The organism is Pseudomonas sp. ATCC PTA-122608, assembly GCF_001952855.1.
Lineage (GTDB): Bacteria > Pseudomonadota > Gammaproteobacteria > Pseudomonadales > Pseudomonadaceae > Aquipseudomonas.
In genome coordinates, this window is the sequence record NZ_LPNO01000053.1 from 90,207 (window position 1) to 109,716 (window position 19,510).

A 19,510-nucleotide genomic window follows, 5' to 3' on the forward strand; every position below is an offset into this window, starting at 1 on the left:
AATCTGACGCCTACAGGGGGCGTCGTATCCAGTACAGGGATGGTCGTATCCAGTGTCGGTGACGTCGCTTACAGATTTTTTCAACGGCAAAACTGCACTTTTTAGCGATCTGAACCGCAAAAAACGGCCAAAACGTCGCCTTCCACAACAGCGGCGCTGATGAGCATGGGTACGTCGGTGTGAGACGCCGTGAGCGCCAACAAAAGCTTGATGATGGCCGCATCTCGGCGGATTGCGACATGAGCGTAGCAGCTCCGTCACCAGGTGCTTTTCTACGCCTGGCCTGTGCTCATCGAGGAGTTTCACGTCAATGGCTATCAGCGTTTTCGACCTGTTCAAGATCGGCATTGGGCCTTCGAGTTCTCACACCGTCGGCCCCATGCGCGCCGCGGCGTTGTTCGTTCAAGGATTGCGTGAACGTGATGTGTTGGAACAAGTAACGCGCGTCGAAGTTCAGCTGTTTGGCTCCTTATCGGCCACCGGCATCGGCCACGGCAGCGATAACGCCGTGATCATGGGCCTGATGGGCGAGTGGCCCGACGCGATCGATCCGTCGCAGATTGGCATCCGCATCGAAACCCTGCGCGAGACCAACACACTGCTGCTGGACGGACATTTGTCGGTGCCTTTCTTATGGGCGCGGGACATGCGCCTGATCGACGAAAACCTGCCGTTCCATCCCAATGCCATGACCCTGGTGGTGTTCGGTGATAACGGTGAGTTGCACCGCGACACCTACTACTCCGTAGGCGGCGGGTTTGTGGTGGATGAAGCCCAGGCCAACAGCGGCGTGGCGGACATGGACCGCACCGAATTGCCCTATGATTTTTCCAGTGCAGTGGAGCTGCTGCAGTTGTGCAAGACCCACAACCTGCGGGTCGCTGAACTGATGCTGGCGAATGAAAAAACCTGGCGCTCGGAAGACGAGATCCGCAGCGGCCTGATGAAACTTTGGCGCGCCATGCAGGATTGCGTGGAGCAAGGCCTCAAGCACGAAGGCATTCTTCCCGGCGGCCTCAATGTACGGCGCCGCGCGGCCAAGTTGCACCGCAGCTTGCAGGAGCTGGGCAAGCCGAATGTGATCGGCTCGACCCTGAGCGCGATGGAATGGGTCAACCTGTTCGCCCTGGCGGTGAATGAAGAAAACGCCGCCGGCGGGCGCATGGTCACGGCACCGACCAACGGCGCGGCGGGGATCATCCCGGCGGTGTTGCATTACTTTATGAAGTTCAGCGAAGAAGTGACCGAGGCCAACGTCGTCGACTATTTCCTCGCGGCGGCGGCGGTGGGCATCCTGTGTAAAAAGAACGCGTCGATTTCGGGTGCCGAGGTCGGTTGTCAGGGTGAAGTCGGTTCGGCGTGCGCCATGGCGGCGGCGGGGTTGGCGGAGATCCTCGGTGCTACGCCGGAGCAGTTGTGCAACGCGGCGGAAATCGGCCTGGAACACAACCTCGGCCTGACCTGCGACCCAGTAGGCGGCCTGGTGCAGGTGCCGTGTATCGAGCGTAATGCGATTGCTGCGGTGAAGGCGATCAACGCCGCGCAGATGGCGCTGCGGGGGGATGGCCAGCACTTTATCTCGCTGGATCGGGTGATCCGCACCATGCGGGATACCGGGGCGGATATGCATGACAAGTACAAGGAAACATCGCGGGGCGGGTTGGCGGTGAGTGCGGTGGAGTGTTGAAGTAAGCCCCCCCCCTGTAGGAGCGAGCTTGCTCGCGAAGGTCGTGAACGATAACGCGCTCATCCTGAGTCAGCGCGGCGCTCTCAGGTTTTTCGCGAGCAAGCTCGCTCCTACATTGAGCATCACCAACTCGTCACGCCACCTTTTAGCGCGTCGCAATTAGATAAGTAGCTCCCAAACGATTTCCCGCCCCGACCCTCTGTCACCCGTGCTTGTGGTGACAGACTTTTCCTACGTCGTTTCTCTCCCTTCCCACAAGTGCTACCGATCTGCTCACACACCCTGAGCCTGCGTCCTCTCAGGTCGTTTTCGGGTCATATCCCGCACTCCATGCGCGGGCTTATATAGACACGTCATGAGGTCGTTTTCAGGAGTTATTGAATGCGCATTCAACTTTAGGCATGGCATTTGCTCTATCAATACAAAGCCTCTCGCCACAGGAGTTTCCTTAAGGTGATGAGCGCAATAACAAGAGCCTCGCCTGAGGCCATCACCCGCTTTGTGTGAGGAGATACCGCGATGACGTCGTTCAACTCAGGGGCTCAACCCCAGAACCGTGCGCCTCAATCCATCGGCTTTTTGCTGCTGGACAATTTCACGCTGATTTCCCTGGCCTCCGCAGTCGAACCCCTGCGCATGGCCAACCAACTCTCCGGCCGCGAGCTGTATCGCTGGACGACGTTGAGTGTGGACGGAAACCAGGTGTGGGCCAGCGACGGTCTGCAAATCACTCCCGATGCCTCCATGCACAAAGCCCCGGCCTTGGACACCGTGATCGTCTGCGGCGGCGTGGGAATCCAGCGCACCGTGACCCGTGAGCACGTGTCGTGGCTGCAAAGCCAGGCGCGCCAGTCCCGTCGCCTTGGCGCCGTGTGCACTGGCAGCTGGGCCCTGGCCTGCGCCGGCCTGCTGGACGGTTTTGATTGCAGCGTGCACTGGGAATGCCTGGCGTCGATGCAGGAAGCTTTCCCTCGCGTGGCCATGAGCACACGCTTGTTCACCCTCGACCGCAACCGCTTCACCAGCTCCGGCGGCACTGCGCCGCTGGACATGATGCTGCACCTGATCAGCCGCGACCACGGCCGTGAATTGTCGGCGGCGATCTCCGAGATGTTTGTGTACGAGCGCATCCGCAACGAACAGGATCACCAGCGTGTGCCACTCAAGCACATGCTGGGCACCAACCAGCCGAAACTGCAGGAAATCGTCGCGCTGATGGAAGCCAACCTGGAAGAGCCGATCGACCTCGACGAACTGGCGGTGTACGTCGCGGTTTCCCGGCGTCAGCTGGAGCGGCTGTTCCAGAAATACCTGCACTGTTCGCCATCGCGCTATTACCTCAAGTTGCGCTTGATCCGTGCGCGGCAATTGCTCAAGCAAACGCCGATGTCGATCATCGAAGTGGCGTCGGTGTGCGGTTTTGTCTCCACGCCGCACTTCTCCAAGTGCTACCGCGAATACTTCGGCATTCCGCCGCGGGATGAGCGCGTGGGGTCCAATACCACGCAGCAAGTGGCGATGATGCCGATTCCGCAGGCGCTGGTGTTGTCACCGTTGTCCGGGCCGTTGTCGGCGTTGAGCCAGGCCAGGAATGAGTCGACTTTCGCGAGTGTAAGGCTTTAGACCGAGTCGCCTGCATTCGCGAGCAAGCCCGCTCCCACACTTGACCGCGTTTTTTTCAGTAGGAACGCTGTCGAATGTGGGAGCGGGCTTGCTCGCGAATGCGGTATATCAGGCGCCAGAGTTCTGCCTGAACTGCACCAAAGCCGGCAACAACTGCTTATCGATCGCCTGCCTCACCGCCGGCAAGATCGTCGCGCTGCCGGTGTACATCTGCTCAACCATGTTCTTCAGCGCCTTGGCCCGCGCTTCACTCAAACCGCGCACCGCACACTCACAAGCCTGCTCGGCGGTAGCGCCGCTGGACACTTCGAAACCCAACGACCGCAGCTGGCCCAGCAGGTCATCCTGGTCAATCAAATCCGCGTGCATCATGACGTTTATCCTTGTTAGGGGAGCGGGGGACTGAGGTCGATTCTGGTAGGCCATCACCGAGTCGGCAAGGCCTGAATGCGCGAATGTCCGGTACGCCTATGAACAGGTCGTTTTCGGCTAACTCGCAGGAGAGGGGAGTGTGCACACTGGAACCCAGCAAGCAGCTTGAAGGTTTGGTCACCCTCGGGATGCGCAGCTCACACAAAGCACTCTGCCCCGATCCTGTCACGGCTTGATCGGGGCTTTTTTTTGGCTGAATTTGTAGTGGTTGTGCGGGCCCCTTCGCGAGCAAGCCCGCTCCCACATTTGACCGCGTTTTTTCAGGAGGAACTCGGTCAAATGTGGGAGCGGGCTTGCTCGCGAAGGGCGCGCCTCGGTCTACCTCTGCAACACCAATATCCTGGACAGCAGCTCATCGCGATCGATATAGCAGCCCTGGAAATGCCGCGCGCCGGACGCCGGGTCAAAGGCATTGCGCGCATGCAGGGTGCGGCGGTTATCGAAGCACCACAGCTCGCCCGGGTTCAGCCGTTTGACCAGCCGAAAACGCTCCTCCCGGGTCATTGCAATAAACCGGCGATAGGCGCGATACAGCAAGGGCATCTGCTCTGCCCGCGCCTCAAACGGCCCGCGCAGAAAGTTGGCCATGCGAATCTCGGCGACTTCACCCAGGGCATCCAGCGCAATGATCGGTGCCAGCCGGCGATAGTCGCTGTGACGGTCCTTGTTGCGAAACTCCACAGGGATTTCGCACAGCGCGCGAAAGGCTTCGGAGTCTTCATCGCGCAACGCCCGGGCTATGGCGAAACCATCAACGAAAATACTCTCGCCACCGTCGGCGTCGTTCACCAGGCAATGCAAAAATTGCAGTCCCGGTTGCAGCTCCCGGGTGGGCAAATCGCTGTGCAGCGGCAGGTTGAATGCGGTGTAGGCGTTGCTGTCGGCATCGGCCTTGAATTGCACGTTGAACAACACGCCAAAATTACTCTCGCGAATGAACGAAATGCGCTTGGCGATCAGTGCCAGGGAGCCGGGTTCGGTGGGCACGCCGCGCACTTGCGTGAGGCCGCTGTCACGCACGGCCAGCAACCATTGCAGCAGGGCTTTCGGGTCTTCCATCAGTGCTGCGTAGTCAAACACGGGCAGCTCGAAAGTACGGTCCCACAGTTTGGATTTCGGTTTGGCCGCCCGACGTTCAGCGCGGGACTCATCGTCGTAGGCATGCGCTCGCAGCCAACCGGGATCGTACTGGCTGTGATGCCCGCCACTCCATTCAACCGTCAGCAAACCCTGGTGGATACGCGCGCTGACAGCTGTAAGGTTTTCGTCCACATCGACGATTTCCAGCACCTGTTCACGGGTCACGCTGTAGACGCAGGTCGGGCACGGGCAGTTATCTCGCAGCCACTGGTGATGGAACGGGCTAACGCGTCCATCGGCCCATTGCACGCGCAAGTGATCGCTGCGCACCTGCACCTCGGCCAGGTCGCTGATCAGCGGGTAAGTACGGAAGTCGGCAACAGCGGCGGCGGTTTGCATGGCGATTCCTTATTTTTGGGGTGGCAGTCCAATCACGCGGCCGAGCAGGGCGGGCTTCGGCAGGTCGGTTTGTTCGGCACTGATGCTTGCAAGCTTGCCCAGCACCGCCTCGCTGAACGGCGCCGAATGCGGGCCGGCGAGGTCGACGTGGAGCAACATTTGCTCGTTGCCGGCCAGCTCCTTTTCGTCGCCCACGAGATGCAGGCTGTGATAGAGATGCAGGCGCTTGCGGTCGTGGGCGATGAGTTGGGTGCGCACTTCGACGTCGGCGCCCAGCTTCACTTCGTGCAGGTAGTTGAGGTGCAACTCCAGGGTGAACAGCGAGTTGCCGCTGGCTTCGCGGTTTTCGCTGTCCAGGCCCAGGGTGTCCATCAGCGCATCGGTGGCGTAGCTGAAGATCAGCAGGTAGAACGCATCGCGCAGGTGGCCGTTGTAGTCGACCCAGTCGGGGAGAATTTTGGTGGTGTAGGTGGTCAATGCGGGCATGACTTAAATTCCAAGATGTACGCAGTCAAAATGTGGGAGCGGGCTTGCTCGCGAAGGCGGTGTGCCAGGCGGTGATTGCATCGACTGATACACCGCTTTCGCGAGCAAGTCGAATCGTCGCACCGCCGCTCCCACATTGGATGTTCATCGTCTATTCGGCGAAGGTCATACCGTGTTTTTCCTTGGTCGTCTTCACCGCTTCCAGCACCGCCAGCAGGCAATCATCACGATAGCGCTCCAGCGCCGAGATACTGTGTTTGCCCAGTTGGTCGCTGGTGCCATCCACCACATCGTCAATCAACTTGTCGGTCAGTTCCGGGGCCGGCAAGTAGGTCCACGGCAACTGCAACGCCGGGCCGAACTGCGCCATGAAGTGGCGCATCCCGGCATCACCGCCGGCCAGGGTATAGGTCAGGAACGTGCCCATGAATGACCAGCGCAAACCAGCGCCAAACCGAATCGCGTCGTCAATTTCGCCGGTGGTTGCCACACCATCGTTGACCAGGTGCAACGCCTCACGCCACAAGGCTTCCAGCAGTCGGTCAGCGATAAACCCGGGCACTTCCTTACGCACATGCAATGGGCGCATGCCGAGGGATTCATACACCTTGATCGCTGCCTGAATGGCTTCTGGCGCAGTGTTTTTGCCGCCCACCACTTCCACCAGCGGCAACAGGTAAACCGGGTTGAACGGATGGCCTACCACGCAACGTTCCGGGTGCGTGGAACCTTCATAAAATTCGCTCGGCAACAGCCCCGAAGTACTCGAGCCAATCAAGGCATTCGGCTTGGCCGCCGCGCTGATCTTGCTGTGCAGTTCCAGCTTCAACTCAAGGCGTTCCGGGGCGCTTTCCTGGATGAAGTCGGCGTCTTTCACGCACTCTTCAATCGTGGCCACAAAGCGCAAGCGGTCTTGCGAGGCGCCGGGTGCAAGGCCTTGTTTTTCCAGGGCGCCCCAAGCGTTGTCGACACGTTTGCGCAGGGCCGCTTCGGCACCAGGCGCCGGGTCCCAGGCCACCACGTCCAAGCCATGGGCCAGGGCGCGGGATACCCAGCCGCTGCCGATAACACCGCTGCCCAGCGCGGCGAAGGTTTTGATTTCAGTGATAAAGCTCATGGCAAATTCCTAAAGAGTTCGGTGATTCTGTGTGAGAGCCAAGATCAAAATGTGGGAGCGGGCTTGCTCGCGAAAGCGGTGTGTCAGTTGATGCATTCGGTGACTGATTCACCGCATTCGCGAGCAAGCCCGCTCCCACATTTGATTCGGTTCCTGCTGGGAGTCGTGTGGTGCGCCTTAGCCGCGCTTGGTCAGGCCCATCTTCACGCGGCCCTCGGCAGGGGTCATGACCCGCGCACCCAAGCGGCTGAGGATTTCGCTGGCGCGTTCCACCAACTGGCCGTTGGTCGCCAGCACGCCCTTGTCCAGCCACAGGTTGTCTTCCAGGCCGACCCGCACATTGCCGCCCAGCAGTACCGCTTGTGCCGCCATCGGCATCTGCATGCGACCAATGCCGAAGCCGGCCCACACAGCGTCTGCCGGCAGGTTGTCGACCATGGCTTTCATGGTGGTGGTGTCGGCCGGGGCGCCCCACGGGATGCCCAGGCACAGCTGGAACAGCGGGTTGTCGAGCAAGCCTTCCTTGATCATCTGCTTGGCGAACCACAGGTGACCGGTGTCGAAAATTTCCAGCTCGGCTTTTACGCCCAGCTCTTGAATACGTTTGGCGCCCGCTCGAAGTTGCGCCGGGGTGGAGACGTAAATGGTGTCGCCATCACCGAAGTTCAGGGTGCCGCAATCGAGGGTGCAGATTTCCGGCAGCAGCTCTTCCACGTGGGCCAGGCGGGTCAGCGGGCCCACCAGGTCGGTGTTGGGGCCGAACTCCATGGGGTTCTCGCCGCCACCGATTTCCAGGTCGCCACCCATGCCGGCGGTGAGGTTGACGATGATGTCGACGTCCGCCTCGCGGATGCGCTCCATCACTTCGCGGTACAGCGCGACGTCGCGGCTGAACTTGCCGGTTTCAGGATCACGTACGTGGCAATGCACCACGGTGGCACCGGCCTTGGCAGCTTCCACCGCCGCGGCGGCGATTTGTTTGGGAGTGACCGGCACGTGAGGGCTTCTGGCGGTCGTGTCGCCAGCACCGGTGAGTGCGCAGGTGATGATGACGTCGTGGTTCATGGGGCAGGTTCCTTACAGGCGTGATTTTCAGGCGTAGTCATACCGTTCGCAGCCAGGAGCGGCTGCGAAGCGGTGATTCAATAGCGGTTATTTGCTGGTCAATTGCAGGTTGGCCGCGGCGGGTTTGCCGTCGAAGGTAGTCACGCCTTCCAGCCAGCGCTGCTGGTCTTGCGGGTGGTCCTTGAGCCATTGCTTGGCCGATTCGAAAGCGTCCTTGTGATCCAGCAGCGGCTGCATCATTCGGCTCTCGTCGGCGGCGGTGAAGGTCAGGTTGCTGAGCAACTTGTGAACGTTGGGGCATTGCTCGGCGTAGGTCGGCGACGTGACGGACCACACGGTGGCCATGCCCTCGTTCGGGCCCAGCGCGTCATCGCTGCCGGTGAGGTACGTCATCGCCACGTTGACGTTCATCGGGTGCGGCGCCCAGCCGAAGAACACCACGGCTTCCTTGCGGCGTACGGCGCGGTCGACGGCGGCGAGCATGCCGGCCTCGCTGGATTCCACCAGTTGGAACTTGCCGAGGCCGAACTGATTCTTGGCAATCATCGCCTTGATCTGGGTGTTGGCGCCCGAGCCCGGTTCAATGCCGTAGATCTTGCCGCCCAGTTCTTTTTCAAACTTGGCGATGTCGGCGAAGGTTTTCAGGCCTTTATCAGCCAGGTAAGTCGGCACTGCCAACGTAGCGCGGGCATCTTCCAGCGACGGCTTGTCGAGCACCTTGACCTGCTTGGCATCGACAAACGGAGTAATGGTCTGGGTCATCAACGGGTTCCAGTAGCCCAGGAACATGTCCAGGCGCTGGTCGCGGATCCCGGCAAAGATGATTTGCTGGGACGCGCTGGTCTGTTTGGTCTTGTAGCCGAGGCCGTCGAGCAACACTTGAGTCATGGCGCTGGTGGCGATTACATCGGTCCAGTTCACCACGCCCATGCGCACGTTCTGGCAAGAAGCCGCATCGGCTGCCATGACGTTGGTGCTCAAAATGGCGCTGGCGCTGAGTGCGAGCACGCAGCGGCTGATCAGTCGGTTCATGGTGGTTCCCTCGGCAGGTTGTTATTGTGGGTTCCGGCGTCTTTGTGCGCCGTGCAGCCAAGTTACGCAGCTTGGGGTCCGACAAAACGCACGGCGGCGACCAGCTCTTGCACTGCAGCGACCTGCCCCCTTGAATGACCGAATGAACTGGCGTATCACAGTGACCACGCTGTCCGTCCTACGAGAGCGCTCCATGTCCCAGGATTTCTACTTTCTGCTGATGCCGGGCTTCTCCGCCATCGGCTTTATCTCCGCGATCGAACCGCTGCGGGTTGCCAACCGATTCCGAGGCGAGCTGTACCGCTGGCACGTATTGAGTGCCGACGGCGGCGCGGTGTTGGCGAGCAATGGCATGTCGGTCAACGCCGACGCCGCACTGGAGCCGCTGAAAAAGGGCGCGACCTTATTGGTGGTGGCCGGCTTTGAACCGCTGAAGTTCGCCACCCCGGCACTTGAGCATTGGCTGCGCCGTCTCGAACACGACGGCGTGACCCTCGGTGCCATCGACACCGGCAGCTTTGTGCTCGCTGAAGCCGGCCTGCTCGACGGCCATCGGCTGACCCTGCACTGGGAAGCCATCGACGCCTTCAAGGAGTCTTATCCACAGCTGACGGTGACCCAGGAGCTGTTCGAGATCGACCGCCGGCGCATCACCTCGGCGGGTGGCACCGCCTCCATCGACCTGATGCTCGACCTGATCAGCCAGGCCCACGGGCCCGAGTTGGCGATCCAGGTGTCCGAACAGTTCGTGCTCGGCCGCATCCGCCCGCGCAAAGACCACCAACGCATGCAGATCGCCACGCGCTACGGCATCAATAACAAGAAGTTGGTGCAGGTGATTGGTGAGATGGAGCAGCACACCGAGCCGCCGCTGAGCACCTTGGCGCTGGCGGAAGCGATCAAAGTGACGCGACGGCAGTTGGAGCGCTTGTTTCGGTTGCACCTGAACGACACGCCGAGCAATTTCTACCTGGGCTTGCGCCTGGAGAAGGCTCGGCAACTGTTGCGCCAGACCGACATGAGCGTGCTGGAAGTGAGCATCGCCTGCGGGTTTGAGTCGCCGTCGTATTTCACCCGCAGTTACCGGGCGAGGTTCGCCAAGTGCCCAAGGGAGGATCGGCGACGGGAGGCGGTGTGATTACCGCTCTCGAAAACGACACAGATCAAATGTGGGAGCGGGCTTGCTCGCGAATGCGGTGGATCAGTCGGTACATGTATTGACTGACACACCGCATTCGCGAGCAAGCCCGCTCCCACAGGGGATGTGCGATGTAGCTTATTTCTTCAGCAGGGCTGAACACGCGGCTTTGAACGCCTCATGCTGATACTTGTTCAGCGTCGCCGGCAGTTCAAAGTCGTGTTTCTTGTTCTGCGCATTGATGGTCTGCGGCGACAGCAGCGTCACCTCAACACCCTCCAGCAGCTGAAACACCCCTTCAATCTTGAACGTGGTCGGGCCACCGGCGAATTCGCCTTTCTTGCTGCGTTTCTTGATCGCGATCCGCGTGATTGCATTTTCCCGGACAAACGCACTCACCTGGGCGGCGAAGGCTTTGACGTTGGCCGCCTCATCATCGTCTTCAAGGGCGATTTTCTTGGTGGCCAGGGCTACATGGCTCAATGCCTGACCGTCCAGCGAGGCGACAGCAATAATGGCTTCACTGCCTTTGATTTCGATGCCGCAGATAGTCATGGGGTCGCCTTGGAAAAGTGGAGAAGGCGCGAATGGTATCAGGCCCGACGCGATTGGCGCGCTCCGGCCATCAGGCTCAAGCACGCTGCTGCCAGGGCCAATGCCGTCAACAATGCGCCCACCAGCGGCGTGATTTCCAGGCTGCCCTTGGCGATTACCACGCCACCCAGTGCGGCGCCCAAAGCCACGCCCAGGTGCATCGCCGAGGTATTGATTCCCACATTGGCCTCACCGGATTCGGGTGCGGTATGCAGCAGGTAGTTCTGCACCACTGGCGAGATGGTCCAGCTCAACGCCATCCACAACGCGTACAGCGCCAGGAAACTCGCCAGCGAACCGGTGGCCCATGGCAGCAACGCCATGACCAGGCTGAACAGCGACGGGATCAGCACCAGCGCGCGTTTGAACCCCAATCGGTCCGACAGCCAGCCGCCGCAATAACCACCGCTGATGGCGGCAATGCCGAAGAACACATAGAGATAGCTCAAGGACACGCCATGGATGCCCATGGTCTGTTGCACATAAGGCGCGAGGTAAGCGAACAGCACGAAATGCCCGGTCAGCAGCAATACCGACACCAGTTGCGCCAAAAGCAGCTTGGGAATCGCCAGTTGCCGACAGTACTCGCGCATTGAGGTGGGCGGGCGGCTGGCGAACGTCGGCAGGCTCAGGCGCAACAGTGCGGCAATCACCAACGCCAGGAGGGCCAGCAACAGGAACGGCGCACGCCAGCTCAGCGACTCGCTAACGGCGATACCCAGCGGAATCCCAAGCACCAGCGAACCGCTGATGCCCATGAACACAATGCCGATCGCCCGCCCACGCAAGCGTGCGTCCACCAGCGACGCCGACAGTGTCGATGCCAGCACCACCACCAACGCACAACTGGCCGCGCTGATGATGCGACAGACCAGCAGCATCCAGTAATTCACCGCCAGCCCGGAGCCCAGGTTGCCCACTGCAAAGGTCAGCAAAGCTGCGATCAGGAGGGTGCGTCGCTCCATACGCGAAGTCAGCGACAGCAACGGTGCGGCACACAGCGCAAAAGTCAGGGAAAACACCGCCGTCAGCTGCCCGGCTGCGCTCAGGGTGACGCCCAGTTCGCGGGACAACAGCGGCAGAATCCCGCCTATCAGGTTTTCGTCGATACCGGCGACGAAGGCGGCGAGGGCCAGAAGGTAGATGCGTGGGTTCATGAGGCGCCGCCCAAGAGAAATGGACGGCGATCATGGCGAAGGGTGGCTTGACTGGCAAGTCAACAAAGTGGGCCAGCCCGGTGAGGCCCTTTCTAACCTTTATTCCTGCCCAATCGACTCCAAAAACTCCGACCGTTCATCACTCATCCGCGCCAAACAATCATTCTGCTGGATCGCATATTCCTTGCTTCCCGCCACTGCCGGGAAGGTATCCACGGCGCAATCCGCATCCCGTAACTTTTCCCACTTCTGCTGGGCATCCTTCAGACGAGCGGTAATGTCTGCCAGCTGCGTCTTGTTGCTGCCATAGGTCGAACCCATGCGTTCCAGCAGCCCTTGGTAGTTATCCTTGAGCAGTTGCTCGGCGGTGGTTTTGTTGTAGGTGGCGCATTCCAGGGTTTGCTTGTCGTTCTCGATGCCATCGCAAGGCGTGCTATCGGTGTCTTCAGCTGCGTGTACGCCGGTTGCGATGAGTGCCAAAGCCAGGAAAATCGATTTCATTGCGCCGTCTCATATCAGTTGATGAGCAAATTCTGGCTTAAGCGTAAGACAAAGAACAGACACCCGTCAGAGATGTCATGTTGGCCTTTGTCGCGGATTGACGCTTTCGGCAATTCCCTTGTCGTTTTTGCACCCGGCTCCTTCTGCCCCGGGGCATATGCTGGCCCCAAAGCGCCGGCAGACGATTCGGCGCATGAATCGCCAATAAGGGGACGCCTGATGAGCCCAGCCGAATTGCACGCCGACAGCATCGTTATCGACGGGCTGATCATTGCCAAGTGGAACCGCGACCTGTTCGAAGACATGCGCAAGGGTGGCCTCACTGCTGCCAACTGCACGGTGTCGGTATGGGAAGGGTTCCAGGCCACCATTAACAACATCGTGGCCAGCCAGACCCTGATTCGCGAAAACAGCGACCTGGTGATCCCGGTGAAAACCACCGCCGATATCCGTCGCGCCAAGGAGCAGGGCAAGACCGGCATCATCTTCGGCTTCCAGAACGCCCACGCATTTGAAGACCAGCTCGGCTATGTCGAGATCTTCAAGCAGCTCGGGGTTGGCGTGGTGCAGATGTGCTACAACACCCAGAACCTGGTGGGCACCGGCTGCTATGAGCGTGACGGCGGCCTGTCGGGCTTCGGTCGCGAGGTCGTCGCCGAGATGAACCGTGTCGGCATCATGTGCGACCTGTCCCACGTCGGCTCCAAAACCTCCGAAGAAGTCATCCTCGAATCGAAAAAGCCGGTGTGCTACTCCCACTGCCTGCCGTCGGGCCTGAAAGAGCACCCGCGCAACAAATCCGATGAAGAGCTGAAGTTCATCGCCGACCACGGCGGCTTTGTCGGCGTGACCATGTTTGCGCCGTTCCTCGCCAAGGGCATCGATTCGACCATCGACGACTACGCCGAAGCCATCGAATACACCATGAACATCGTGGGCGAAGACGCCATCGGCATCGGCACCGACTTCACCCAGGGCCATGGCCAGGATTTCTTCGAAATGCTGACCCACGACAAAGGCTACGCCCGCCGCCTGACCAGCTTCGGCAAGATCATCAACCCGCTGGGCATCCGCACCGTGGGCGAGTTTCCCAACCTCACCGAGACCCTGCTCAAGCGCGGCCATCCCGAGCGTGTGGTGCGCAAGATCATGGGCGAGAACTGGGTCAACGTCTTGAAGGACGTTTGGGGCGAATAAGCCACCTCTCACGCATCTTTTCCCCCGACCTTTCGCGTCGGGGGCTTACCAAAGAATTTTCCGGAGTTAAGTTTCCATGGCCAAGATCGCCCCTCAATTGCCTATCGAAGTCGACAGCGAAACCGGTGTCTGGACCTCCGACGCCCTGCCGATGCTCTACGTGCCACGCCATTTCTTCGTCAATAACCATATGGGTATCGAAGAAGTCCTGGGCGCCGACGCCTACGCCGAGATCCTCTACAAAGCCGGCTACAAATCCGCCTGGCACTGGTGTGAAAAAGAAGCCGAATGCCACGGCCTGGAAGGCGTCGCGGTGTTCGAGCACTACATGAAGCGCCTGTCGCAGCGTGGCTGGGGCCTGTTCAAGATCCAGGACATCGATCTCGACAAAGGCACGGCCAGCGTCAAGCTCGAGCACTCGGCATTCGTCTACGTGTACGGCAAGGTCGGGCGCAAGGTCGACTACATGTTCACCGGCTGGTTTGCCGGTGCGATGGACCAGATCCTCGAAGCCCGCGGCAGCAAGATCCGCACCGTTGCGCAGCAGGTCTACGGTGGCTCCGAAGAGGGCCACGACGACGGCCTGTTCACCGTCAAGCCGTTGTAAGTCGAGGACCCTGCCATGGCTTTCGAAGCAATGTTTGCGCCGATCCAGATCGGCAAACTGACCATCCGCAACCGCGTGCTCAGTACCGCCCACGCCGAGGTGTATGCCACCGACGGCGGCATGACCACCGACCGCTATGTGAAGTATTACGAAGAGAAAGCCAAGGGCGGGATCGGCCTGGCGATCTGCGGCGGTTCTTCCAGTGTGGCCATCGACAGCCCGCAAGGCTGGTGGAAGTCGGTGAACCTGGCGGATGACCGGATCATTCCGCACTTCCAGAACCTGGCCGATGCCATGCACAAGCATGGCGCCAAGATCATGATCCAGATTACCCACATGGGCCGTCGCTCACGCTGGGACGGCGAGCATTGGCCGACGCTGCTGTCGCCGTCGGGCATCCGCGAGCCGGTGCACCGCGCCACCTGCAAAACCATCGAGCCGGAAGAAATCTGGCGGGTGATCGGCAACTACGCCACCGCTGCGGCACGCGCCAAGGCCGGTGGTTTGGATGGCGTGGAACTGTCGGCGGTGCACCAGCACATGATCGACCAGTTCTGGAGCCCGCGGGTCAACAAGCGTACCGACGAATGGGGCGGTAGCTTTGAAAACCGCATGCGTTTTGGCCTTGAGGTATTGAAGGCTGTACGCAAGGAAGTCGGCCCGGATTTCTGCGTCGGCATCCGTTTGTGCGGCGACGAATTCCACCCGGACGGCTTGTCCCACGAGGACATGAAACAGATCGCCAAGTACTACGACGACACCGGCATGCTGGACTTTATCGGTGTGGTCGGTTCGGGTTGCGATACCCACAACACCTTGGCCAACGTTATCCCGAACATGAGTTATCCACCGGAGCCCTTCCTGCACCTGGCGGCCGGCATCAAGGAAGTGGTCAAGGCCCCGGTGCTGCACGCGCAGAACATCAAGGACCCGAACCAGGCCACCCGCATCCTGGAAGGCGGCTACGTGGACATGGTCGGCATGACCCGTGCCCACATCGCCGACCCGCACCTGATCGCCAAGATCAAGATGGGCCAGATCGACCAGATCAAACAGTGCGTGGGCGCCAACTATTGCATCGACCGCCAGTACCAAGGGCTGGACGTGCTGTGCATCCAGAACGCCGCCACTTCCCGTGAATACATGGGCGTGCCGCACATCATCGAGAAATCCACCGGGCCGAAACGCAAAGTCGTGGTGGTGGGGGCCGGCCCTGCCGGGATGGAAGCTGCGCGGGTTGCTGCTGAGCGCGGCCACGACGTGACGCTGTTCGAGAAGAAAGAATTCATCGGCGGGCAAATCACTACCGCCTCCAAAGCGCCGCAGCGCGACCAGATTGCGGGGATCACCCGCTGGTTCCAGCTGGAACTGGCACGCCTGAACGTCGACTTGCGCCTGGGCGTGGCGGCAGACGCGGCAACCATCCTGGACCTGCGCCCGGATGTGGTGGTGCTGGCGGTGGGCGGTCATCCGTTCCTGGAGCAGAACGAACACTGGGGCGCGGCTGAAGGCCTGGTGGTCAGCAGCTGGGACGTGCTCGATGGCAAGGTGGCGCCGGGCAAGAACGTGCTGGTGTACGACACCATCTGCGAGTTCACCGGCATGTCGGTGGCAGACTTCCTTGCGGACAAGGGCAGCCAGGTCGAGATCGTCACCGACGACATCAAGCCGGGCGTGGCCGTCGGCGGTACGTCGTTCCCGACGTACTACCGCAGCATGTACCCGAAGGAAGTGATCATGACCGGCGACATGATGCTGGAAAAGGTCTACCGCGAAGGCGACAAGCTGGTGGCGGTGCTGGAGAACGAATACACCGGGGCCAAAGAGGAGCGGGTGGTCGATCAAGTGGTGGTCGAGAACGGCGTGCGTCCGGATGAAGAGATCTACTACGGGCTCAAGGCAGGTTCGCGCAACAAGGGCCAGATGGACATCGAAGCCTTGTTCGCGATCAAGCCGCAGCCGTGCCTGAGCGAGCCGGGTGAGGGGTACTTGCTGTTCCGCATTGGTGACTGTGTGGCCCAGCGTAATACCCACGCTGCCATCTATGACGCCCTGCGCTTGTGCAAGGATTTCTGACCCAACACCGAACCAATGTGGACTCGGTCAAAAATGTGGGAGCGGGCTTGCTCGCGAAAGCGATGTGTCAGTCGATGCATCCGGTGGCTGATTCACCGCCTTCGCGAGCAAGCCCGCTCCCACATTAGACCTGTGTGGTCTGTGGGAGCTTCACCATGTTGAACACCTTGCTTCCTGTTCTTTTGTTCGCCGCCCTGGGCCTTGCCGTCCTCGGCGCCCTGCGCCGGGTGAACATGTGGCGCCGCGGCCGCTCCTCCAAAGTCGACCTGATCGGCGGCCTGCTGGCCATGCCCAAGCGCTACATGGTCGACCTGCACCACGTAGTCGCCCGCGACAAATACATCGCCAACACCCACGTCGCCACCGCCCTGGGTTTTGTGCTCTCGGCGTTGCTGGCGATTCTGGTACACGGTTTCGGGCTGCATAACCGCGTCCTCGGTTACGCCTTGCTGCTGGCTTCGGTGCTGATGTTTGTCGGCGCCACCTTTGTCTACCTGCGTCGTCGTAACCCGCCTGCGCGCCTGTCAAAAGGCCCGTGGATGCGCCTGCCGAAAAGCCTGATGGCGTTCTCGGTGAGCTTCTTCCTGGTGACCCTGCCGGTGGCCGGGATTCTGCCGGCGGACTTCGGCGGCTGGCTGCTCGCCGCCTTGTTGAGCCTGGGCGTGCTGTGGGGCGTGTCTGAAATGTTCTTCGGCATGACCTGGGGCGGCCCGATGAAACACGCCTTCGCCGGTGCCCTGCACCTGGCCTGGCACCGCCGTGCCGAGCGTTTCGGTGGTGGCCGTTCCACCGGTTTGAAGCCTCTGGATCTCACAGATAAAACCGCGCCCCTGGGTGTGGAAAAACCGGTGGATTTCACCTGGAACCAGTTGCTCGGTTTCGACGCCTGCGTGCAGTGCGGCAAGTGCGAAGCCGCGTGCCCGGCGTTCGCCGCCGGCCAGCCGCTGAACCCGAAAAAGCTGATTCAGGACATGGTGGTCGGCCTGGCCGGTGGCACCGACGCAAAGTTCGCCGGCAGCCCTTACCCTGGTAAAACCATCGGCGAACACGGTGGCAATCCGCACCAGCCGATCGTCAACGGCCTGGTGGATGCGGAAACCCTGTGGTCGTGCACCACTTGCCGCGCTTGCGTGGAAGAGTGCCCGATGATGATCGAACACGTGGACGCCATCGTCGACATGCGCCGCCACCTCACCCTGGAAAAAGGCGCGACCCCGAACAAAGGCGCCGAAGTCCTGGAAAACCTGATCGCCACCGACAACCCGGGCGGCTTTGCACCGGGCGGGAGGATGAACTGGGCGGCGGATTTGAACCTGCCCTTGCTCAGCGACAAGAAAACCGTCGACGTGCTCTTTTGGGTTGGCGACGGCGCGTTCGACATGCGCAACCAGCGCACCCTGCGCTCGTTCGTCAAAGTCCTGAAAGCGGCCAAGGTCGACTTCGCCGTATTGGGCCTTGAAGAGCGCGACAGCGGCGACGTGGCCCGGCGCCTGGGCGATGAAGCCACCTTCCAGCTGCTGGCCGCGCGCAATATCCAGACCCTGGCCAAGTACAGCTTCAAGCGCATCGTCACCTGCGATCCTCACAGTTTTCACGTGCTGAAAAACGAATACGGCGCCTTCGACGGCAACTACCTGGTGCAGCACCACAGCACCTACATGGCCGAGTTGATCGACGCTGGCGCCCTGAACCTGGGCCAGCACAAAGGCAGCAGCGTGACTTATCACGACCCGTGCTACCTGGGCCGCTATAACGGCGAGTACGAAGCTCCGCGCCAAGTACTGCGGGCGCTGGGGATTGAGGTCAAGGAAATGCAACGTTCCGGTTTCCGTTCCCGCTGCTGCGGCGGCGGTGGCGGGGCGCCGATCACCGACATTCCCGGCAAGCAGCGGATTCCCGACATGCGCATGGAAGACATCCGCGAAACCGGCGCCGAGCTGGTGGCCGTGGGGTGTCCACAGTGCACGGCGATGCTGGAAGGCGTGGTTGAACCGCGTCCGTTGATAAAAGACATCGCCGAGTTGGTGGCTGATGCGTTGCTCGAAGACGCCGCACCGGTCAAGACTCCTAAACGCGAACCTGCGGAGGTGCATTGATGAGCGACATTATCCGCCGCGACCCGCGGGCCGAATGGATCGCCCGTAACCGCCTGCACCCGCTGCACGCGGCGATGCAGCCGGTGCAACACAGCTGGATGGGGCCGAACGGCGTTATCCGCAAGAACGTGCATGGCGTCGGCTTTATCGGCCCCAACGGCATCAAGCGTATTGACCGTAGCGGTGCCCAGCAGGGCGGCGCGGCAAAGCGCTCGGCAGCGGTGGAAGTGCAATTGCCGCTGCATCAGGTGGCAGCCCCCGCGTTCTATATCAACGTGGTGCCGGACATGGTCGGCGGTCGCCTGAGCAGCCACGACCGCGACTTGCTGGGCCTGGCCCGGCAGTTGGCCGGCGCCGACGGTGCGGTACTGGCCGTGGTGTTCGGCGAACACAAGGAAAGCACCTTCGCCACCGCCGGTGTGGATCGGTTGCTGGTGCTGGATGGGCATGAGTTCGACGGTTATTCACCGGAGCAACGGGTCCAGGGCCTGCGGGCTGTGGATAACCAATTCAACCCGCGCCATTGGTTACTGCCGGACAGTCGCAGCGGTGGCGGGGAATTGGGCCGGCGCTTTGCCGCAAGCCTCAAGGAACGCCCGGCCACGCGGGTCTGGCAGATCAAGGGCGAGGAATGTATTGGACGCGCTGGCGCCGGTCAGCAAGATATCGCCCGGCCATTGCCGCGCATGATCCTGGCAGCGGTGGAATGCGCCGAGCCCGTCAGCGACACCCGTCACGAAGCGCTGCCGGTGGAGTTATCCACAAGCCTGGCGCGCAGCTTGCCGCGCATTGAGGATTTGGGCGCGGTGGCGGTCGACCCGGGAGCGATTCCCATGGCCGAAGCCGAATTCATCTTCTCGGGCGGCAACGGGGTCAAGGACTGGGCACTGTTCCACCAGGCTGCTGCCGCGTTGGGCGCCACCGAAGGCGCCTCGCGGGTGGCGGTGGACGACGGCTTCATGGCCCGTGATCGTCAGGTCGGCGCCAGCGGTACCTGGGTCACCGCGCGGGTTTATGTGGCGGTGGGGATTTCCGGGGCGATCCAGCACCTGCAAGGCATTGGTGCCTGCGACAAGGTGGTGGCGATCAACCTCGCCCCGGGTTGCGACATGATCAAGCGTGCCGACTTGTCGGTGATCGGCGAAAGCGCCGCGATTCTGCAAGCCTTGATCGCTGCGGTCGAGGTTTACCGCAACGGCGCCAAGCGCGATGCGGCTTAAGGA

At 61.1% G+C, this 19,510-nt stretch carries 17 protein-coding genes; 8 read left to right on the plus strand and 9 right to left on the minus strand.

What is annotated here, in order from left to right; translation table 11 throughout:
* Window positions 1–310 precede the first annotated feature (310 nt).
* Both AU074_RS30080 and AU074_RS30090 read left to right on the plus strand, forming a co-directional pair.
* Complete coding sequence (locus tag AU074_RS30080) at window positions 311–1,687, plus strand: L-serine ammonia-lyase (protein ID WP_076017810.1); 1,377 nt, start codon at window positions 311–313, stop codon at window positions 1,685–1,687.
* A 519-nt stretch (window positions 1,688–2,206) separates the two neighbouring features.
* Window positions 2,207–3,310: a GlxA family transcriptional regulator gene (locus tag AU074_RS30090; protein ID WP_003216915.1), complete on the plus strand. Its 1,104-nt coding sequence runs from the start codon at window positions 2,207–2,209 to the stop codon at window positions 3,308–3,310.
* A 108-nt stretch (window positions 3,311–3,418) separates the two neighbouring features.
* Here the strand turns inward: AU074_RS30090 and AU074_RS30095 are convergent, their stop codons facing one another.
* From AU074_RS30095 to AU074_RS30120, 6 genes are all read right to left on the minus strand, one after another.
* Entirely contained in the window at window positions 3,419–3,682 is a 264-nt protein-coding gene (locus tag AU074_RS30095) for a hypothetical protein (protein WP_017476443.1), read from the minus strand.
* 378 nt (window positions 3,683–4,060) lie between these two features.
* A complete protein-coding gene (locus AU074_RS30100; RefSeq protein WP_076017812.1) occupies window positions 4,061–5,221 on the minus strand; it encodes a gamma-butyrobetaine dioxygenase in 1,161 nt (386 codons plus the stop codon).
* A gap of 9 nt (window positions 5,222–5,230) precedes the next feature.
* A complete protein-coding gene (locus AU074_RS30105) occupies window positions 5,231–5,707 on the minus strand; it encodes a thioesterase family protein (protein ID WP_076017813.1) in 477 nt (158 codons plus the stop codon).
* Between the two features lie 151 nt (window positions 5,708–5,858).
* Window positions 5,859–6,824, minus strand: a complete 966-nt coding sequence (locus tag AU074_RS30110; RefSeq protein ID WP_076017814.1) for an L-carnitine dehydrogenase — start codon at window positions 6,822–6,824, stop codon at window positions 5,859–5,861.
* A 177-nt stretch (window positions 6,825–7,001) separates the two neighbouring features.
* Window positions 7,002–7,889: a 3-keto-5-aminohexanoate cleavage protein gene (locus AU074_RS30115; RefSeq protein ID WP_003216924.1), complete on the minus strand. Its 888-nt coding sequence runs from the start codon at window positions 7,887–7,889 to the stop codon at window positions 7,002–7,004.
* An 87-nt stretch (window positions 7,890–7,976) separates the two neighbouring features.
* Window positions 7,977–8,921, minus strand: a complete 945-nt coding sequence (locus AU074_RS30120) for a choline ABC transporter substrate-binding protein (protein ID WP_076017815.1) — start codon at window positions 8,919–8,921, stop codon at window positions 7,977–7,979.
* Between the two features lie 193 nt (window positions 8,922–9,114).
* On the opposite strand from AU074_RS30120, the gene AU074_RS30125 reads away from it, so the two are divergent.
* On the plus strand, window positions 9,115–10,059 hold the full coding sequence (locus tag AU074_RS30125) for a GlxA family transcriptional regulator (RefSeq protein ID WP_076017923.1): 945 nt from the start codon (window positions 9,115–9,117) through the stop codon (window positions 10,057–10,059).
* Between the two features lie 138 nt (window positions 10,060–10,197).
* Here the strand turns inward: AU074_RS30125 and AU074_RS30130 are convergent, their stop codons facing one another.
* The 3 genes from AU074_RS30130 to AU074_RS30140 form a co-directional block, all read right to left on the minus strand.
* The gene (locus AU074_RS30130; protein WP_076017816.1) at window positions 10,198–10,614 is read right to left on the minus strand and encodes a DUF3010 family protein; all 417 of its coding nucleotides are present in this window, start codon (window positions 10,612–10,614) and stop codon (window positions 10,198–10,200) included.
* Between the two features lie 38 nt (window positions 10,615–10,652).
* Entirely contained in the window at window positions 10,653–11,810 is a 1,158-nt protein-coding gene (locus AU074_RS30135) for an MFS transporter (RefSeq protein WP_076017817.1), read from the minus strand.
* A 99-nt stretch (window positions 11,811–11,909) separates the two neighbouring features.
* A complete protein-coding gene (locus AU074_RS30140) occupies window positions 11,910–12,311 on the minus strand; it encodes a lysozyme inhibitor LprI family protein (protein ID WP_076017818.1) in 402 nt (133 codons plus the stop codon).
* 219 nt (window positions 12,312–12,530) lie between these two features.
* On the opposite strand from AU074_RS30140, the gene AU074_RS30145 reads away from it, so the two are divergent.
* From AU074_RS30145 to AU074_RS30165, 5 genes are all read left to right on the plus strand, one after another.
* Window positions 12,531–13,508: a dipeptidase gene (locus AU074_RS30145; protein WP_003216932.1), complete on the plus strand. Its 978-nt coding sequence runs from the start codon at window positions 12,531–12,533 to the stop codon at window positions 13,506–13,508.
* A gap of 76 nt (window positions 13,509–13,584) precedes the next feature.
* The gene (locus tag AU074_RS30150) at window positions 13,585–14,115 is read left to right on the plus strand and encodes a DUF5943 domain-containing protein (RefSeq protein ID WP_017476435.1); all 531 of its coding nucleotides are present in this window, start codon (window positions 13,585–13,587) and stop codon (window positions 14,113–14,115) included.
* A 15-nt stretch (window positions 14,116–14,130) separates the two neighbouring features.
* The gene (dgcA, locus tag AU074_RS30155) at window positions 14,131–16,191 is read left to right on the plus strand and encodes a dimethylglycine demethylation protein DgcA (protein WP_076017819.1); all 2,061 of its coding nucleotides are present in this window, start codon (window positions 14,131–14,133) and stop codon (window positions 16,189–16,191) included.
* A 155-nt stretch (window positions 16,192–16,346) separates the two neighbouring features.
* On the plus strand, window positions 16,347–18,287 hold the full coding sequence (gene dgcB / locus AU074_RS30160; RefSeq protein ID WP_076017820.1) for a dimethylglycine demethylation protein DgcB: 1,941 nt from the start codon (window positions 16,347–16,349) through the stop codon (window positions 18,285–18,287).
* A complete protein-coding gene (locus tag AU074_RS30165; protein WP_076017821.1) occupies window positions 18,287–19,507 on the plus strand; it encodes an electron transfer flavoprotein subunit alpha/FixB family protein in 1,221 nt (406 codons plus the stop codon). Before dgcB ends, AU074_RS30165 begins: the two co-directional genes overlap by 1 nt.
* Window positions 19,508–19,510 lie beyond the last annotated feature (3 nt).

What these genes read in the sequence shown, in the direction of transcription:
- AU074_RS30080 (WP_076017810.1), top strand. Translation starts at nt 311, where the DNA reads ATGGCTATCAGCGTTTTCGACCTGTTCAAGATCGGCATTGGGCCTTCG.
- AU074_RS30090 (WP_003216915.1), top strand. Translation starts at nt 2,207, where the DNA reads ATGACGTCGTTCAACTCAGGGGCTCAACCCCAGAACCGTGCGCCTCAA.
- AU074_RS30095 (WP_017476443.1), bottom strand. Translation starts at nt 3,682, where the DNA reads ATGATGCACGCGGATTTGATTGACCAGGATGACCTGCTGGGCCAGCTG.
- AU074_RS30100 (WP_076017812.1), bottom strand. Translation starts at nt 5,221, where the DNA reads ATGCAAACCGCCGCCGCTGTTGCCGACTTCCGTACTTACCCGCTGATC.
- AU074_RS30105 (WP_076017813.1), bottom strand. Translation starts at nt 5,707, where the DNA reads ATGCCCGCATTGACCACCTACACCACCAAAATTCTCCCCGACTGGGTC.
- AU074_RS30110 (WP_076017814.1), bottom strand. Translation starts at nt 6,824, where the DNA reads ATGAGCTTTATCACTGAAATCAAAACCTTCGCCGCGCTGGGCAGCGGT.
- AU074_RS30115 (WP_003216924.1), bottom strand. Translation starts at nt 7,889, where the DNA reads ATGAACCACGACGTCATCATCACCTGCGCACTCACCGGTGCTGGCGAC.
- AU074_RS30120 (WP_076017815.1), bottom strand. Translation starts at nt 8,921, where the DNA reads ATGAACCGACTGATCAGCCGCTGCGTGCTCGCACTCAGCGCCAGCGCC.
- AU074_RS30125 (WP_076017923.1), top strand. Translation starts at nt 9,115, where the DNA reads ATGTCCCAGGATTTCTACTTTCTGCTGATGCCGGGCTTCTCCGCCATC.
- AU074_RS30130 (WP_076017816.1), bottom strand. Translation starts at nt 10,614, where the DNA reads ATGACTATCTGCGGCATCGAAATCAAAGGCAGTGAAGCCATTATTGCT.
- AU074_RS30135 (WP_076017817.1), bottom strand. Translation starts at nt 11,810, where the DNA reads ATGAACCCACGCATCTACCTTCTGGCCCTCGCCGCCTTCGTCGCCGGT.
- AU074_RS30140 (WP_076017818.1), bottom strand. Translation starts at nt 12,311, where the DNA reads ATGAAATCGATTTTCCTGGCTTTGGCACTCATCGCAACCGGCGTACAC.
- AU074_RS30145 (WP_003216932.1), top strand. Translation starts at nt 12,531, where the DNA reads ATGAGCCCAGCCGAATTGCACGCCGACAGCATCGTTATCGACGGGCTG.
- AU074_RS30150 (WP_017476435.1), top strand. Translation starts at nt 13,585, where the DNA reads ATGGCCAAGATCGCCCCTCAATTGCCTATCGAAGTCGACAGCGAAACC.
- dgcA (WP_076017819.1), top strand. Translation starts at nt 14,131, where the DNA reads ATGGCTTTCGAAGCAATGTTTGCGCCGATCCAGATCGGCAAACTGACC.
- dgcB (WP_076017820.1), top strand. Translation starts at nt 16,347, where the DNA reads ATGTTGAACACCTTGCTTCCTGTTCTTTTGTTCGCCGCCCTGGGCCTT.
- AU074_RS30165 (WP_076017821.1), top strand. Translation starts at nt 18,287, where the DNA reads ATGAGCGACATTATCCGCCGCGACCCGCGGGCCGAATGGATCGCCCGT.